This window comes from Paraburkholderia sp. CI2, assembly GCF_014201055.1.
Lineage (GTDB): Bacteria > Pseudomonadota > Gammaproteobacteria > Burkholderiales > Burkholderiaceae > Paraburkholderia > Paraburkholderia tuberum.
This window is the reverse complement of sequence record NZ_JACHDL010000022.1, coordinates 124124-140512: the sequence shown is the minus strand read 5'-3', so window position 1 is coordinate 140512 and position 16389 is coordinate 124124. Positions and strand designations below refer to the sequence as shown.

Below are 16389 nucleotides of genomic sequence, written 5' to 3'. Positions count from 1 at the left end.
CCGCTGGCGCTGGTGCGCAACGGTGATCGGATCCGGCTCTCGGCGCGGGACAAGCGGATCGATCTACTGGTCGACGAGGTCGAACTGGCGCGTCGTGCCGCTGAGATTCGTCCGGCGCAAGGGATGTATGCGCGCGGTTACCAGCGGCTCTATCACGATCACGTGCTCTCCGCCGCGGCAGGGTGCGACTTTGATTTTCTCACCGCGTTTCCTTCCGAAGAGCTTAAGTAGCGGGTGCTTTTTCAACTCCCTGACCGAAGCGCCCGCGCGACTCGATCTGATCGGCGCCTGATCAAGCGCAAACGACGAAGAGTTCATCCCTCACCGGAGGTGTCGTCGAAGATTGCGGATTGCCTGGGCCACAGTGTTTCGAGGCGACCCAGCAGATCACCGGGGAAAAGAAGCGAAATGTAGGGGGTATCGGGTCCCGCTGGGTTGCGGACTACGAGCCGGTTCAACCGACCATCCGCCGCAGCCTGTTCGATGGCGGCGCCATCGTCGAGTGTCGACCCAGTTGAACCGTTCGACTCCGGGCGGCATCAACGGCAGCTATCGAACTTACGTCGGTCATACACGTAAGTTCGTCAGGCACGGTCTACAGGTAGCAGTTCATCGTCAACCGGACGGGGGACACGTGCTCGATCCCATCACAGGCTGTCGGGGGCACATCGAATACTTGCCGGCGTTCCGACACACGGGCTTCGTCCTGTGGCAGCCAGTTGTGACAACGATCGCCTTGCGCTGGCAATGGATGGTACACGGTCTGGGTCGGCTGCTCGACTTGCTTAAGCGTCGTTGGTTCTGTCGCACGGTAGGCCGGCAAGGTTGCAAAAAGGGGAACTATGAATTGGCGCCACGGGGCTTGTAAGCCGACAGCAAGTGTATAAACTGGCGCCCAACGATCTGGCATACAGGCTCTCGGCCGCGCCGAACCGGTGTTTTACTAACCTATACGACTCCCGCCGTCCCAACCTTTAACTGGCATTGGGACATTGCCCGCGGTAGCGAAGGGACATTGGCCGGCGTCGCGCCCCGGGGCCGAAGAACGTGCCAGAAACCGAATCTAACCATGGAGTGAACGTATGGCTTTGCACAAGGCAGTATTGGTAGCAGTGGCACTTGCAGCATGTATCGATGCGCACGCACAGGTCGCCGGCACACAGACTCTGAGCGTCACTATTAGCCAGTCCCAGGCGCTTTTGCAGGGATGGAGCGTCAAGAAGAGCGTGCTGGGCAAATCGGTCTACAACGACCAGAACGAAAAAATCGGCGCGGTCAAAGATCTGATCGTGGCCCCGGACGGCTCCGTGTCGGCGGCCATCGTCGCTACAGCCGGCTTCCTCGGCGTCGCCACGCATGACGTCGCGGTGCCCATCGCCGCACTCGACGTGCGCGGCGGCAATCTATATCTGCCGGGCGCCACCAAGGACGCCCTGAAGGCAACGCCCGAGTTCCAGTACGCGAAGGTGCAATCGCCGCCTAAGCCGAAGAAGGTTCAGGCAGAGTGACCTGTTTTCAACAGTCCTAAGCTGAGGTCGTTGCGGCTGGCAAGGTCAGTCGCAACGACTTATCGCCGGACTCGAGCTTCGCGCTCAACCGCTTGCCCCTTCAGTCCCCCTTACGCTGCGCACTCAACACCTTGCCCCCGCGCTGTTCGGATGGGGGTATTGCAGAGTAGCCCCATCCGAACAAAGCCCCTTCAGACCGCCTTCCCATTTTTCCATTTCCAAGCCACTTCTGTAGTCAATATTGGCGACTGCTGATGAACACGGCCGCGCGTCTGGACGGGCCACCGCCTTTCATGGATCACCCAACACCATGCAAAAAACCCTCGGACTTGCCGTTGCCGCCCTGCTCGCCGTCGCCGCTATTGCGCTGTGGACCCTGCTCGCCCGGTTCGAACCATCCATCAAGTCCGCCATCGAGACGGAAGGCGCGCTTGCGACCCAGACGCAGGTGCTCGTGGGTAGCGTCGAATTCTCGCCCTTAACCGGCGTGGGCGCGCTTGATGGACTTACCGTGGGCAACCCCACTGGTTTCTCTTCGCCCTACGCCGTAGTGGTGGACCGTATCGCCTTGCAGGTGGAAAGCGGCTCACTTCTCGGCGGCGGCCCTGTCATTGTTGATTCCGCCACAGTCATTGCGCCGCAGATTACTTACAAGGCGCAAAGTCCCACCGCCACCAGCAACCTGGAGACCATCAAGAATAACGCCCAGGCCTATTCCACCACCCCGGCCGCCATCCGGGCCGGCAGCAACGCGCGCAAGGTCATCATCCGCAACCTCACCGTCATGGGCGGCACACTCTCACTTGACATGCACCTGCCCGGAGGCCCGCTTACGGTACCGCTGCCTCCGCTGCATCTCGCCAATATCGGCGCGACCACTAACGGCGCCACGCCGCCCGAGATCATCCGTGCCGTGTGCGAGGCGCTCGCGGACGAAGCGAAAAAGGCGGTCACCGAGGCCATCGCCCAAAAGCTGAAATCCGTTATCGATATGCTCAAGCCGCCCGTAGGTGGGTTGCCAAAGCTGCCGTCCCCTCCGTCCCTGCCGTCCCTGCCGTCCCGTCCGTCCCTGCCGCGCCCTCCGTCCCCTCCGTCCCCTCCGTCCCCTCCGTCCCCTCCGTCGCTGTCGTCCCCGCCATCGCTGCCCCCCCCACCCGGCCTACCTTTGCCGCCCCCGCCCGGCTTTTAGGGCCTGACCTGGCCACTGCGATCCAGTCCCGATCAGAACCGTAGAGCGCAATAAACTTGTCAGTGCGCCGGGAGACCGGCAAGGAGTAAAGAGTGGAAGTCTCTAACAACGAAGGTCTAGCTCCTCGATCAGTGGCACTCGCCCCTTTGCTCTGGCTATACTGCGCCACAAAAAGTACAGACAAGAGATAAGAAGCCGTATGAAAAACCTGTCCGCGTAGGTGAAATGATGAAAACGAAGCTGAGGGCCGCGAGCGCGGGGGTGTTGATCGCAGGCGTGCTCACGGGTTGCGCCGATGTGCGACAAGAACACGCCGGAGGCAGCGACCTACGGCACGTACCCTGACGACTACGAAGCCCTGATCGATGCCTATCGGCAGACAATGCTAAATGAACCTTCGAGCGCCGTGGTGCAATATCTGAATGAACCATCGTCGGGATGGACGCGAGCCGCACTTGGAGCGCCTGCTGTGTTCGGTTATCGCGTGTATCTGATAGTCAATGCGAAAAACAGTTACAACGGCTATGTTGGCAACCTGCTTACCGAAGTTTTCATCCGCAATGAAAAGGTGGTGAGTTACCGCGTCGCTGGTCATTCGAGCAGTGCGTATGACGCCGTCGTGCAGAGTGCGTGCGACTCGGTCAGCCCCAAATGAAGGGCGTGCACGCCACGAGACCTATAGTTACCAGCGCCATTCGTACGGCCCGCAACCGCGAATGACTGTCCCACAGCCTGCGATCCCTTGCGGGCTTTTCTTGTGCGGGCAGCCCTCCGTCTCATCCTGGTCGGCTCACCCTTTCGCATAAGGCCGAGAAAGCGGCGCCGATCTTCCCCAGACTGAGAGGCTGTTTTTTTGGGTGGTACCGACATTCGAATGTCTTCCTGCACCTAAGGTCGAATGGCGGGAGTTGGCCGAACCCGGACCGATAGCTGAATTGAGAACCGCTTGCCGGCCCGCAGCGGACACTGGTGCGCACTGATGTGCTGTTTCCTGGAATCGAGTGCGTGGTGGGCGTGAGACGATGCGACCGGAAGCCCCCAGACGTCTGGGCGACGGCGTGGGGCGAGCGATTTCTTTGCGAATTGGACATGTGCAAATTGCTTTCGGCTGGGCGCGGACGACCTTTCCTATCGATGGACTTGCTGCGGGCGCAACGAGGTGGCACGCGCGGAGCGCGAGTCGCAGTTGCAACAAATCGTTGAGGATCAAGCCCATGTCAACGAAGAGCGGGCACGGACAGGGCGCGCAGCGACGCATCCAGGTACTGATTGGCACAATCGTATTCATTCTAATTGTGACTGCCGGGTGGATCATTCACCAGACTCGGACGGTCGCACGCCAGACTTCCCTGGCGTTGGCGTCGGCCGCGACAACGGCGAACGACGCGGGAAATTATGACCGCGCAATGCGCTTCGCGATGCTGGCGATGGGCAACGGTTGGCTCTCGCCGGGATCGGCAAAAGCAGAGCTTGAGCTTATGCGTGGCGCGCAAGCATCAGTGCAGATTGCGTTGCTCGGCGGCCATCAGAATGCGGTTGATTCCGCCGTCTTCAGCCCGGACGGTAAGCGGGTGGTGACCGCGTCCTGGGATGGGACAGCGCGGGTGTGGGATCTGGCCACGGGTAAACAGATTGTGCAGCTCAGTGGCCATCAGAATCTGGTCTATTCTGCCGCCTTCAGCCCGGACGGCCAGCGGGTGGTGACTGCGTCCGCGGACAGGACCGCGCGGGTATGGGACGCGGCTACGGGCAACCAGATTGCGCAACTCAGCGGGCATCAGGATCTGGTTTATTCCGCCGCCTTCAGCCCGCACGGCCGGCGCGTGGTGACTGCGTCCGCGGACAGGACCGCGCGGGTATGGGACGCGGCTACGGGCAAACAGATCGCGCAGCTCAGCGGGCATCAGAAACCGGTCTTTTCCGCCGCCTTCAGCCCGGACGGCCGGCGCGTGGTGACCGCGTCCGCGGACAGGACCGTGCGGGTGTGGAATGCGGCGACCGGCCACGTGATCGCACAGCTCACCGGGCATCGGGAACCGGTAAGCTCCGCGGTCTTCAGCCCGGACGGCCGGCGCGTGGTGACCGCGTCCGATGACAAGACCGCGCGGGTGTGGGATGCGGCGACCGGCCAGGTCATCGCGCAGCTCATAGGGCATCGGGGAGCGGTTTTCTCCGCCGCCTTCAGCCCGGACGGCCAGCGCGTGGTGACAGCGTCCGATGACAACACCGCGCGGGTGTGGAACGCGGCGACCGGCCAGGCGATCGTGCAGCTCACTGGACATCGCGGACCGGTGAGCGCCGCCGCCTTTAGCCCGGACGGCCAGCGCGTGGTGACCGTGTCCGATGACAAGACCGCGCGGGTGTGGGACGCGGCGACCGGCCAGGTGATCGTGCAGCTCACCGGACACGAGGGGCCGGTGAATTCCGCCGCCTTCAGCCCGGACGGTCAGCGGGTGGTGACTGCGTCCCGTGATAGGACCGCGCGCGCATGGGACGCGGCGATGGGCATCTTGCTGCTCAGAGGGCATCAAGGGTCAGTTATTTCCGCCGCCTTCAGCCCGGACGGCCAGCGGGTGGTGACCGCGTCCCGTGACAGGACCGCGCGGGTGTGGGACGCGGCCACCGGCAAACAGATCTTGCTCCTCAGCGGGCATCAGGGCCCGGTTGATTCCGTCGCCTACGGCCCGGACGGCCAACGGGTGGTGACCGCGTCCCGTGACAGGACCGCGCGAGTGTGGGACGCGACCACGGGCAAACAGGTCTCTCAGCTCGGCGGGCATCAGGGGTGGGTTTGCTTCGCCGCCTTCAGCCCGGACAGCCAGCGGGTGGTGACCGCGTCCCGGGACGGGACCGCGCGGGTGTGGGACGCGGCCACCGGCAAACAGATCTTGCTCCTCAGCGGGCATCAGGGCCCGGTTGATTCCGTCGCCTACAGCCCGGACGGCCAGCGCGTGGTGACCGCGTCCCGGGACAGGACCGCGCGGGTGTGGGACGCGAGCACGGGCAAACAGATCGCGCAGCTCAGCGGGCACCAGGATCTGGTTTATTCCGCCGCCTTTAGCCCGGACGGCCAGCGCGTGGTGACCGCGTCCGCGGACAGGACCGCGCGGGTGTGGGACGCGGCCACCGGCAAACAGATCGCCCAGTTCGGTGGGCATCAGGGAGCGGTTTTCTCCGCCGCCTTCAGCCCGGACGGCGAGCGCGTGGTGACCGCGTCCGCGGACGGGACCGCGCGGGTGTGGGACGCGGCGACCGGCGAGGTGATCGCGAAGCTCACCGGACATCAGGGACCGGTTTTCTCCGCCGCCTTCAGCCCGGACGGCCAGCGGGTGGTAACTGCGTCCGCGGATCAGACCGCGCGGGTGTGGCCTATCCGATGGCTCATGCAGAAGCGAGGTCAGAGCATGGCTAAAGCCGTGTGTAGGGAAAAGCTCGTGGGAGCAAAACTCCTCACAACCGATGATGAAGCCGCTCTTTCTCTCGTACGCGGGCGCCGGGGCGAAAACGTATGTGGATCGTAACTCGCCGACCGGTCGGAGCGAGCCGCAACGATACGTTTGGCCAGCGCGACCAATTGCTTTCCAATCTTCCTGACTAGCTCTCACATCGAAGTCCGCGGCCATGAGAAGGTCCATCGCCTACTCGTAGGTCCGCTCATGTTTTCCTCTGCACCGAGAGCCGCTCATCCGGCGTTCATTGCGTTGCATCGACCGGTTGAATCCGCCCAATCTACGTCGGTCAGTCTCTGTTGCTGCTGAAGTCGTCGTACCGCGCCGAATGGGGGTTTCCGGGCGGCAGTGTCCGGGCCGGTGAGACACCTGCTGCTGCGGCGCTGCGCGAGATGGAAGAGGAGATCGGACTCGCGTCTCACCCCTTACTGCCGGCAGGCAGCGCCGCCGGCATGTGGGACGGGCGAAGAGACCGGGTACATTTCTTCGAACTGCGCCTCGATTGCTTACCCGAACTGCGGCTCGATAATCGCGAGATCGTCGCCGCGCATCTGGCGTCGCCGGAGCAATTGCCTGGCTTCGCCGTGACAGGCGCGGTCGCTGCGTATCTCGGCAGGGATGTCCGCGGCTAGTCGAGCCGTATTTCTTTCATGACCGTTCGAGTCCGCGTGACGCTGCGCGAGCCAGCATGGCATCGATAAGAGCGCGAGCCTTGCGGTCGACGCACGTGAGAGCAACACTTTCCGACCCGTAGGTAACGGCATCGGCTAAGTCACCGGTGACGTGCTGTTTTCGTGTCCTTCTACGCAACGACCACGTGACGCGATATGTCAGCGCGATTCCATCGGACAAACGGGCCGTCCGCGGCTCCATGTGCGCTTCGATGACGAATCCGCGATAACGCCCGACAATGTGATGTTTCATTGATTGACTTCACGGTCTTTTGCCTTCATCGCTCGCCTCTCAATGCACGACGCCAAAGAACAAAATTGCGCCTTCGGCCGGCGTCAGGCCCGCCTTGAAGTAGCCTTCGAGCCGGTCGGCTGTCGCTTCATCGAGCGTGAAGGGCGGATGGACGTAGCCTACGGCGAATGCATGGTCGTACCAGTCGTTGAGCCACGCGCGCAGTTCTATCACGTCCTGCGGCAGTGTGTTCGAAGCATCGTCGTGCATGTGCATTTCCCCGGCTGGCTGAACGATCAGGCCGCCATGCGGCCTATCCCCATTTCCGGACGGCGCTGGCCCGGCGGAAACACGTGCCATGTGCCGTCGGCATGGCGAAAGAAGAAGAGTGAAAACGCCCCGGTCGGCAGATCGATTTGAATGCGCACCCGGCATGTTCCACCCGAGCGCGAGCGGTTCAGCAGACGCACGCGCGCCCCTCGGCCCCCCGTCGGTCCAACGAGTTTTTCGACCTGAGAACGCAGCGATGTGTTCCCCGCCATGATTTTCCCCGCGATGCACGATGATTCGATGCTATGGCGATCGGTGCGTGCGTCCAATCGGCGCCGGCCGGAATGTCGTTTCAGGAATCGCTGGTTTCAGCCGTCAGGACTTCCTGAACCGGAGCAGCATATAGAACGGCATTTAAGGGTCCTTGCCCATCTGCGGGGGCTTTCGCCATGAATGACACTAAGGATTTCCTGACACGCGAATCAGGAAGTCACACCCTGATTTTCCAGCGTGCGCTGAATGCGACACACGTTTTGCTCGTAGATGATGGGCCATCGAAATGCAATGTCGAATTGATGCAACATGATCGGCTATCTATCGGAGCGGGAAAACGTCATCGAGCAAATCGACGTGATATGTCTGCGACTGTTCGACACCTGGTGCGAGACGCGCAGCGTGACATCGCTTGCGTATTTGATGCACTGCTGGCCGTTGATAGACAGCACGACCAACGCGCTCAGGCGCCTGGGCGAAACCATGCGCGAGTTGCGGCGCAATCACGCGGACCAGATCGACGAGTATGACTTTCGCGCGCTGTGCGAGGTGGCCGACCTCATCGACGAACTGACCTTGCCGCGCACGGTCCGACTGATCGCGGTGGCGGCCGAGGTGCCGCACTAGCGAACGGCAACGCCGGCCAGGCGCGCAACTGCTTACAGGCACGCATGCGGCGGCTGTGAGGCCACGGGGCGCGCCGTTTCATCGGACGTTTGAAACCCGGAGCGGGCGTGATGGACCAGGCGCCGGCATCGAGTGCAGAATAGGACAACTACAACGGCGGCACTCGCGGGGATATATGGCGCTCGACATTTTCGACGCATGGTGGAGCGGGCTCCTGCAACCCGCTGAGCGGTATCTCGAAGGGAACACCGCATCATGAGCCATCTCGCCGCTCCGGTCGCGTATACGGGCACGATTCTGATCGTCGACGATACGCCGGGGAATCTCGGCGTGGTTGTCGACAGTCTCGAGGCGCGCGGCATTCGCGTGCTGGTGGCGCTCGACGGTATCGAAGCGTTGGAGCGCGCAGCCTTCTCGCAGCCCGATGTGATCCTGCTCGACGTGAAGATGCCGGGCATCGACGGCTTCGAAACCTGTCGGCGCCTCAAGCGCGATGAGCGCACGCGCGATATCGCCGTCATATTCATGACCTCGCTGATGGACAACGAGGACCGCGTCGAAGGCTTTCTGGTGGGCGGTGTCGATTATGTGACCAAGCCATTGCGCGTCGATGAGATGGTCGCGCGCGTTGGCGTGCACCTCGAACTGCGGGTGATGCACAAGCAGGTTCTCGCGCAGAACCGGCAACTGCTGGCGGAAGTCGCCGTGCGCAAGGAAACGGAGGCCGCGCTATCGCAAGCGCGCGACGATCTGGAGCGACGTGTCGCATTGCGCACCGAAGAGCTGGCGCGCGCCAACGCCAACTTGCGGGCGCAGATCGACGAGCGGCGGCGCGCGGACGCGCGCCTGCAGGCAAGCGAGGCTCGCTTTCGCGCGATTGTCGAAACGAGTCCGGTGCCGCTGTGCATCACCTCGATGCCGGATGGACACATCCTGTACACGAACCTGCCGCTGCGCGAACTCTTCGGCATGGACGAAGGCTCGTCCGCCAATATCGCGGATTTCTACGCCGAGCGGGGCGAGCGCGAGCGTCTGATCGAACATCTGCGGACCACGGGTGGCTTGCGCAACACGGAGATACAGTTCCGGCGCCAGGACGGTACCCGGTTCTGGGCGATGGCGACGGCGCGCGTCGCGACTTACGACGATTCTCCCGCGATCTATGTGGGCCTGAATGACATTACGGGGCGCAAGCAGATGGAACAGGAACTCGTCGAATCGCGCGAGCAGCAGCGCGAACTGTCCGCGTACATGGAGGCGATTCGCGAGGAGGAGAGAAAGCGCATTGCGATGGAAATTCACGACGAGCTGGGGCAATTGCTGACCGCGCTCAAGATGGACGTGTCGCTGCTCAAAATGCGCATCGCGCACGACGCGGAAGCGACAAAAAAAGCCGACGATATGCGCCAACTGGTCGAAGGCACGATCTCGATGGTGCGCAATGTCGCGAGCCACCTGCGGCCCGCGGCGCTTAACTTCGGCATCGTGTCTGCGCTCGAATGGCTTGTCGACGAGTTCAACCGCCGCAATGCGATTGCGTGTGAATTGCGCATCGAAGGCGGCGAACCCGCGCTGTCCGACGCCCACGCGACGGCCCTGTTCCGCATTGCACAGGCTTCGCTGACGAACGTCGCGCGTCATGCCGCCGCCACGCGTGTCGAGGTGACGCTTGTTTCGACGGCTGCACAGCTCTTGCTGCATGTGCGTGACGACGGATGCGGCTTCGATCAGCAAGTGGTGAGTCGCGACTATTCATATGGCCTGCTCGGCATGAACGAGCGCGCGCGGCTGATCGGCGGATCGCTTTCGATCGACAGCTCGCCGGGCGCGGGCACCATGGTTTCGATTCATATCCCGCTCGATGGCGGAACTCGAACATGATCAGGATACTCATTGCGGACGATCATGCGATAGTCCGTGGCGGACTCAGACAGATCATCGCGACCACGAGCGATATCGTCGTTGCGGCGGAAGCGGCGCAAGGAGCGGAAGTGATCGACAAGCTGCGCTCGTGCGCGCTCGATCTTCTATTGCTCGACATGACGATGCCCGGCATCAGCGGCGTCGCTCTGATCCGCAGGGTACGGGCGGAACATCCTTCGTTGCCGGTGCTGGTACTGAGCATTCACGACGAGGCCCAGGTCGCGTCTCGCGCGCTGCGCGCGGGAGCAACGGGATATCTGACCAAGGACAGTGACCCGGAGGTGCTGCTCGCGGCAATCCGCAAGCTCGCGGACGGCGGCCGTTTCATCGATCCGAAGCTCGTCGATGCGATGGTGTTCGATACACAGCGCGGCGACGTGCCGCCGCATGAAGTACTGTCGGACCGCGAATTCGAGGTCCTGCAGATGCTCGCGGCAGGCAGGAGCATCAATGAAATTGCCCAGGCATGTGCCCTCAGCGCGAAAACGATCAGCACACACAAGATGCGGTTGATGCAGAAACTCGGGCTTTCCAACAACGCTGAGGTGATCCGGTACGCGATCCGGCACGGCATGATCGTCGAGTAGAAAACGAAGGATGATGCGGTTCGCGTTCTGAGGCGCGAATCACCGCAGTAGCCTCCTTTCCAGATATTGCTCGACGAAGCTGAGGATCGCCTTGGACCGGTAAGCCTTCGCCAACCGGCAAAGGTGGTCTGCGAAGGGTCGATAGCGCTCGTCGAGCTCGCTCAAGTGTCGGGCGTGTTGCACGATGGCACGCATGTCGCCGAGTCGCGCCAGGTAGTGCAGCGCTTCGATCTCCCCCTGCGGCGGTGCCATCAAGGGCCCGGTAAAAGGAGCGGCAGCGGGTACAGCCGTGTGGTCCGCGCCAGTGACTTGCGCCTTGCTCGCTTCGTCGATCCACTCGACATTCATGAGCGATGCGACATGGGACAATAGCCGGCAGAAATCGATCGGTTTGGCAAGAAAAGCGTTTGCGCCGGCCGCGAGACTTTGCGCCGCATCGGTCCCCGAGGCACTTGCGGAGACTGCGACGATGGGCAGATCCCGGAACTCGGGCATCTCGCGCAGGCGACGCGTGGCTTCGAGCCCGTCCATCCCGGGCATGACCACATCCATCAGGACAAGCGCAGGATGCAGGGAGCGGGTTTTCTCCAGAGCTTCGGATCCGTTGCCAGCCTCCGCCATGTCGAATCCGAGCGGCCCCAGCATATCGACCATCACGGCACGGTTCTCCGCCACGTCATCCGCGACCAGGATAGCCTTGCGCGGCCCCTTGTAGCCGCTCACGATCCGTCCGGACGCGGCGACAGCCGCCGGGGGCGCCACCACCTGGACATCCAGTTCGATCGAGAAGACGCTGCCGATATCGCGGCGACTCTCGATATGGATCTCGCCGCCCATCAGGCGTACGAGTTGCCGGCTGATGGCGAGCCCGAGCCCCGTGCCGCCGAAGCGGTGCCGGTCGTCGCTCACTTGCTCGAAAGGCCTGAAGATTTCCTCCAGGCGCCCTTCATCTATCCCAATGCCGGTGTCCTGCACTTTGAAACATAGTCGCGCGGGCGGCGTAAAAGCGACGCTCAGATGCACGCTCCCCTGCTCGGTAAATCTGATCGCGTTGGAAAGCAGGTTGAGCAGCGCCTGACGCAGCCGTATTTCGTCCGCCCGGACAGCCGCGGGCAGATCGGGCTGCATCTCGCAAGCGAAGGCGAGTCCCTTTTCGGTTGCCTTGACCCGCATCGTCTCGGCGACAAAGTAGACGAACTGTTCGAGCGGAACGTCGGAAAGATTGAGTTCCATTCGTCCAGCTTCGATCTTGGCTATATCCAGGATGTCGTCGATGAGCATCAGCAGGTGTTCGCCGCTGCGCTGGATGACTGCGAGTCCGTCGATCTGGCGTTGATCGAGAGTCGTGTCGCGTGTGAGGATCTGCGCGTAACCAAGAATCGCGTTCAGCGGCGTACGCAGTTCGTGGCTCATGTGCGCGAGAAAGTTACTTTTTGCCTGGTTGGCCGTATCTGCATGTTCCTTGGCCACGGCGAGTTCCGCTGTCCGTTCTCGGATCATGTCTTCGAGGTGCTCGCGATAGCGCCGCAATTCCGCTTCGGCATGCTTGTGCTCCGTGATGTCGCGTGAGATGCCGAGCAGGAACTGCGGCACGCCGCGCACATCGGCGATCGGGATCTTCATCGTGTGCACCAGGCGCACGCCATGTCGCGTATGAACCGGCTCTTCCGGTATGTCGATCATGTGATGCGACTCCAGCACGGCCCGATCCTTGAGCGCGAAGAATTCAGCCTCCGCCGCGGGAAACAGATCGTGGACGGACCGGCCGAGGAGCTCCTCGCGCCGGTAGCCGAGAAGTTGCTCCGCCGCCTTGTTGCAGCGCACGAAGCGCAAGGTCGCGGCCTCCTTGACGAAGATCGTGTCCGGGATGTTTTCGACGATGCTGTTAAGAAAGTTCTCGCTTTCCCGGACGGCATCTTCGGCGTGCTGACGTTCGGCGATCTCGGCCGCCTGACCCGCAAGCGCCGTACTGAGTTCGGCCGTGCGCTGTGCGACCCGCGCCTCGAGTCCGGCGTTGAGCTCCTTCAACGCATCCTCGGCCTGGCGGCGCTGGCGCCGGTCTTCAAGGAACTGCTCGACTGCGCGCGCCATATCGGCAATCTCGTCGCCGCCGTGCACGGGGACTCCGGCTTGCGTGCTCCCGGCATCGCCGTGCCGCAGAAAGTGACTGACGCGGCGCAGGCGCGCCACGACATGGCGCCCGAGGAATTCGCGGGCGATTAGCCAGGTGAGCAGCAGGCTCACCGCGACTCCACCCGCCACCCATTTGCGTGTGCGATCTGCGCGAACGGCCAGATCCTGGACTGCTTCGCGGTAGTCGCGCGTCAAAAAATCGGACTGCCGTTGCGCCGCGACGGCCAGAGCCTCGGCCGCGCCGCGCAGGTCCCTGTCGAGGCTGGTCAGCGACACGCCCGGCCGCTGCCCATCCGCCGGCGCACCCCGGGGGCCGAGCGCGGTCTCGCGCACCTGCGCCTCGATGTTGGCGATGTTGCGAAAGCGTTGGCTCGACCGATAAAGCGTCAGCGCGTCGACCCCTGGGTCGTCGCTTGCGGCCGCGGAGGCCAGGCGGTCAACCAGGCGGTCGAAGGATGCCAGCTGTTCGAGCACATGCCGATGGGTCTCGCGCACGGCATCGATCGTATCGTCGCGAGACAACTGCAATGCGAGGCGTTCAATGGTCAGCGTGTGCTGTACCAGATCCTGCGCATCCGCGAGGCGCGTGAGCCGCTCTTCGGCCAGCTGACGGATCGAGTGGGCCGAACCGGTCAACGAGTAAATCGTCGTGGCTCCGACGACGACCACCAGCGCGGCCAGGCACGAAACAATGAGCGCAAATTGAGCGGTGAGCGATTGTGGGAAAGGCAGTTTCACGGTCGTTGCCAGATCTGACGATAAATGTCGCGATAGCCGTTGTCAGGGTCGTAGAGTAGACGATCGCCGCCGTCCGCGGCGACGTTGTCCGCCGTCACGAGATGCACCGGCGTCACGTAACCCGTGACGCCAACGCCCGCGAAAAGTCGGTTCATTTCGTCGACCAGTTGCCAGCCGTGCAGATTCAGGGGTTCGGCCACGGTGCCGGTCTGGAACGTGCCGGTGCGGATGCGCAGGAAGGCGGACTCGCTGCCGTCGCCAGCCGACAGCATGATCATTGCAGCGTTCGGCATTCCCACCTGGGTCAACACCGGGGCGGCGTAGTCGAAGTAGATGTCGTTGATCGCCAGCGCACAGGTCCAGCGCGGGCCGTAACGCGCGAGCAGGGCGCGTGTCGTCCCCGGCACCAGTTCCCGGCTGCGCGAAATCGCCACGTCGCGCACTTCAAGCAGGGTACAGCCACTGCACGCGCGAACGACGGCAGCCATTTCATCCGCCTTGCCTTGCGCAATTCGGAAATTGGAATCGGTGAAGATGACGACGCCCGCATGCCCGCCGGACTGCACGATGGCCGCGAGCGCGGTCACGCGCGCGACCTCGAGCGGATCCGTCGACACGTTCATCGCCACGGGCGTGCCGGGCACCGGTCCGGCCCGGGCCGCGACATGCCAGCCGACGATTGGGATGTTGTTCTCGGCAAACGGCCGCAGTGCGGGGAGCAGCGCGCGTGCATCGCCCCCGGCGAGGATCAGACCGTCGGGGTGGCTTGCCAGCGCATTCGCGAGCATCTTCAGCCGCAGGTCGGCCGCACCCGCGGAATCGAAGATCCTCACGCGCCAGCCGATCACCTTGGCCGCCTCCAGCACACCATCGACCACACCGAGGATGCCGCCGTTGCGCAAATCCTCGGCGACGACCGCGATGTGTTTTCCAGATTGCGCAGGCGGCCCGTTGCGTGGCCCCTTCCAGGGTGCAGCGGGTCGCGAAGCGGCGTCGACCACTCGCCTGGCCAGGGCCAGGAAGTCCGTCGCGGCGACCGGGCCTCCGGGCGCAGGGCCAGGCAATAAATCCTGCGCGGCGGCGGCCGGCAGCACACACGCGCAAGCCAATGCCAGAAGGAAGCCCTTCATGCTGTTCCCCCCATGGGCTCCGTCGAGGTCGATTGGGGTTGCCCAAAGCCGCTCGCGGATGACCTTTTTAGCAGGATATTACAAGCCGATTCCCGCGTGTCATCGGTCATGCGCTGGCGCAGATCGGATCAAGCGTGGTCGGCACTCAACTGCAATGGTCTGATGGTCAGTGTTTGCCACGATTGCGCGATCAATCGTTCATCGATCGCAAGCCATAAACATGAGATTTCGCGGGGTACGCTGAGCGCGGCTGTACAGCACTGAAGGCCCGCTTTCGCGGGGCGACGTCAGGTGTTACATCATCTCGGGTTTCGCCAGCCGGGTGCCATCGCTAAAGCGCGTCAATCGATATGGCTGTGTCTCGATCCCAGTCGCGTCGTCCGTCACGATGCGGCTAACCAGCATGCCGGCTCCCGGTCCCAGCCCGAATCCATGACCGCTGAACCCCGAAGCGATCACAAGGCCCGGCTTGCTCTCCACGCGTGACATCACCGGCACCAGATCGGGCATCGTGTCGATCGCGCCTGCCCAAGCATGAGCGATACGCAATCCCGACAGTTCGGGAAAGACCGTCGCAACGTTTTGGAGTGCACGGGTCGGCCACTCGGCATCGGGCACGGGATTGAGAACCCGCGTCACCTCGAACGGAGAGATGTCGTCGTGGCGCCAGTCCGCACTTCCTTCGGGGCCGCCGAAGAAAGGTTGCGCGATCCGGAATTTGAGCTTCTTGTTGAGTTTGCTGCGGAACATCTGGCGAAACTTGGCCGCGTGCCGCAGGTTCTGTGGCGCGATCTCCATGCGTCCATAGCCTGGCACCGCGACCGTGTAGCCGCCGTCCAGCCGCCGCCGCAACGCGAAGTTCGGGCCGGAGAAGCACCCGTCTATCACGGCCGGCGCTTCCGCCGTGCGCAGCGCGGTGCCGATCACATTGACCGCCGGCAGATCGATCCCATGGTGCCGGCAGAACAGGGCGCTCCACGCGCCGCCGGCCAGCACGACGCTGCTCGCGCCAATCCGGCCGCGCTCGGTCCATACGCCGGAGATTCGACCCGCGCTGCTGTCGAGTCCGCGAACCGCACAGGTCTGATGCACGCGCGCGCCGAGTCGTTGCGCGCCTCTTGCGATGGCAGGCGCTGCTCGCGACGGCTCCGCGCGTCCATCGGAATGCGACCACACGCCGCCCGCCCACTTCGCCCGACTATGCGGAACGCGCGCGGCCAGTTCTCGAGCCGACAGCAGCTGACTGTCGAAGCCGAGCCCGCGCGCCTTGCCGAGCCATGCTTCCCACTGGGCGACATCGGCAGACTGCTCGCTTCCGTACAGAATGCCGCTGCGCCGAAAACCGATGTCCTCGCCGAGTTCGTCGCTCAACTCGCCCCAACGCTTCAGGCTCTGCATCGCGAGCGGCAACTCGTAAAGGTCGCGGTTCTGCTGACGCACCCAACCCCAGTTGCGCCCCGACTGCTCCGCGCCAATGATGCCTTTTTCGAGCAGCACGACCGATACGCCGCGCCGTGCCAGCTCGTAAGCGGTGCTGACGCCGATAATGCCGCCGCCGATCACGGCTACGTCGCAGCGATCGGGGAACCCCTCGCTATTCGGGACTTCGTCGATTCTTAGCATGTTTGAGCAACCATGATTGACATGAGCAGCCGGATA

The 16389-nt window shown here is 63.2% G+C and carries 13 protein-coding genes and 1 pseudogene; 9 read left to right on the top strand and 5 right to left on the bottom strand.

Annotation, left to right across the window (positions count from 1 at the left end; translation table 11 throughout):
• From HDG32_RS26485 to HDG32_RS26460, 6 genes and pseudogenes are all read left to right on the top strand, one after another.
• The coding region (locus HDG32_RS26485; RefSeq protein WP_184071965.1) for a dihydroxy-acid dehydratase at positions 1–231 on the top strand (231 nt) is incomplete at its 5' end.
• A gap of 851 nt (positions 232–1082) precedes the next feature.
• Entirely contained in the window at positions 1083–1508 is a 426-nt protein-coding gene (locus HDG32_RS26480) for a PRC-barrel domain-containing protein (RefSeq protein ID WP_184071963.1), read from the top strand.
• A 310-nt stretch (positions 1509–1818) separates the two neighbouring features.
• A complete protein-coding gene (locus HDG32_RS26475) occupies positions 1819–2697 on the top strand; it encodes a hypothetical protein (protein ID WP_184071961.1) in 879 nt (292 codons plus the stop codon).
• 295 nt (positions 2698–2992) lie between these two features.
• Positions 2993–3352: a hypothetical protein gene (locus HDG32_RS26470; protein WP_184071960.1), complete on the top strand. Its 360-nt coding sequence runs from the start codon at positions 2993–2995 to the stop codon at positions 3350–3352.
• Between the two features lie 559 nt (positions 3353–3911).
• Positions 3912–6218, top strand: coding sequence for a WD40 repeat domain-containing protein (locus tag HDG32_RS26465; RefSeq protein ID WP_260336603.1), 2307 nt, complete (start codon positions 3912–3914; stop codon positions 6216–6218).
• Positions 6219–6424: 206 nt separating this feature from the next.
• Positions 6425–6778, top strand: a pseudogene (locus HDG32_RS26460) (NUDIX domain-containing protein); the annotation flags it as partial.
• Positions 6779–7109: 331 nt separating this feature from the next.
• Here the strand turns inward: HDG32_RS26460 and HDG32_RS26455 are convergent.
• Positions 7110–7319, bottom strand: coding sequence for a hypothetical protein (locus HDG32_RS26455; RefSeq protein ID WP_090811076.1), 210 nt, complete (start codon positions 7317–7319; stop codon positions 7110–7112).
• Between the two features lie 26 nt (positions 7320–7345).
• Positions 7346–7591: a hypothetical protein gene (locus tag HDG32_RS26450; protein ID WP_184071958.1), complete on the bottom strand. Its 246-nt coding sequence runs from the start codon at positions 7589–7591 to the stop codon at positions 7346–7348.
• A 310-nt stretch (positions 7592–7901) separates the two neighbouring features.
• On the opposite strand from HDG32_RS26450, the gene HDG32_RS26445 reads away from it, so the two are divergent.
• The 3 genes from HDG32_RS26445 to HDG32_RS26435 all read left to right on the top strand — a co-directional run bounded on the left by HDG32_RS26445 (position 7902) and on the right by HDG32_RS26435 (position 10729).
• Entirely contained in the window at positions 7902–8219 is a 318-nt protein-coding gene (locus tag HDG32_RS26445; RefSeq protein WP_090811080.1) for a hypothetical protein, read from the top strand.
• Positions 8220–8474: 255 nt separating this feature from the next.
• Positions 8475–10100, top strand: a complete 1626-nt coding sequence (locus HDG32_RS26440) for a response regulator (RefSeq protein ID WP_184071956.1) — start codon at positions 8475–8477, stop codon at positions 10098–10100.
• Positions 10097–10729 carry a response regulator transcription factor gene (locus tag HDG32_RS26435; protein WP_184071954.1) on the top strand — a complete coding sequence of 211 codons (633 nt, stop codon included), beginning with the start codon at positions 10097–10099 and terminating at the stop codon, positions 10727–10729. The genes HDG32_RS26440 and HDG32_RS26435 overlap by 4 nt, the downstream gene beginning before the upstream one ends.
• 39 nt (positions 10730–10768) lie before the next feature.
• Here HDG32_RS26435 and HDG32_RS26430 read toward each other — a convergent pair whose 3' ends face one another.
• From HDG32_RS26430 to HDG32_RS26420, 3 genes are all read right to left on the bottom strand, one after another.
• Positions 10769–13600 carry an ATP-binding protein gene (locus HDG32_RS26430; protein WP_184071952.1) on the bottom strand — a complete coding sequence of 944 codons (2832 nt, stop codon included), beginning with the start codon at positions 13598–13600 and terminating at the stop codon, positions 10769–10771.
• Positions 13597–14730, bottom strand: a complete 1134-nt coding sequence (locus HDG32_RS26425) for a substrate-binding domain-containing protein (RefSeq protein WP_184071950.1) — start codon at positions 14728–14730, stop codon at positions 13597–13599. Before HDG32_RS26425 ends, HDG32_RS26430 begins: the two co-directional genes overlap by 4 nt.
• Positions 14731–15024: 294 nt before the next feature.
• Entirely contained in the window at positions 15025–16353 is a 1329-nt protein-coding gene (locus HDG32_RS26420) for an FAD-binding oxidoreductase (RefSeq protein WP_184071948.1), read from the bottom strand.
• Positions 16354–16389: the final 36 nt, after the last annotated feature.

What these genes read in the sequence shown, in the direction of transcription:
- HDG32_RS26465 (WP_260336603.1), top strand. Translation starts at nt 3,912, where the DNA reads ATGTCAACGAAGAGCGGGCACGGACAGGGCGCGCAGCGACGCATCCAG.
- HDG32_RS26455 (WP_090811076.1), bottom strand. Translation starts at nt 7,319, where the DNA reads ATGCACGACGATGCTTCGAACACACTGCCGCAGGACGTGATAGAACTG.
- HDG32_RS26420 (WP_184071948.1), bottom strand. Translation starts at nt 16,353, where the DNA reads ATGCTAAGAATCGACGAAGTCCCGAATAGCGAGGGGTTCCCCGATCGC.
- HDG32_RS26435 (WP_184071954.1), top strand. Translation starts at nt 10,097, where the DNA reads ATGATCAGGATACTCATTGCGGACGATCATGCGATAGTCCGTGGCGGA.
- HDG32_RS26445 (WP_090811080.1), top strand. Translation starts at nt 7,902, where the DNA reads ATGATCGGCTATCTATCGGAGCGGGAAAACGTCATCGAGCAAATCGAC.
- HDG32_RS26450 (WP_184071958.1), bottom strand. Translation starts at nt 7,591, where the DNA reads ATGGCGGGGAACACATCGCTGCGTTCTCAGGTCGAAAAACTCGTTGGA.
- HDG32_RS26470 (WP_184071960.1), top strand. Translation starts at nt 2,993, where the DNA reads ATGTGCGACAAGAACACGCCGGAGGCAGCGACCTACGGCACGTACCCT.
- HDG32_RS26440 (WP_184071956.1), top strand. Translation starts at nt 8,475, where the DNA reads ATGAGCCATCTCGCCGCTCCGGTCGCGTATACGGGCACGATTCTGATC.
- HDG32_RS26425 (WP_184071950.1), bottom strand. Translation starts at nt 14,730, where the DNA reads ATGAAGGGCTTCCTTCTGGCATTGGCTTGCGCGTGTGTGCTGCCGGCC.
- HDG32_RS26480 (WP_184071963.1), top strand. Translation starts at nt 1,083, where the DNA reads ATGGCTTTGCACAAGGCAGTATTGGTAGCAGTGGCACTTGCAGCATGT.
- HDG32_RS26475 (WP_184071961.1), top strand. Translation starts at nt 1,819, where the DNA reads ATGCAAAAAACCCTCGGACTTGCCGTTGCCGCCCTGCTCGCCGTCGCC.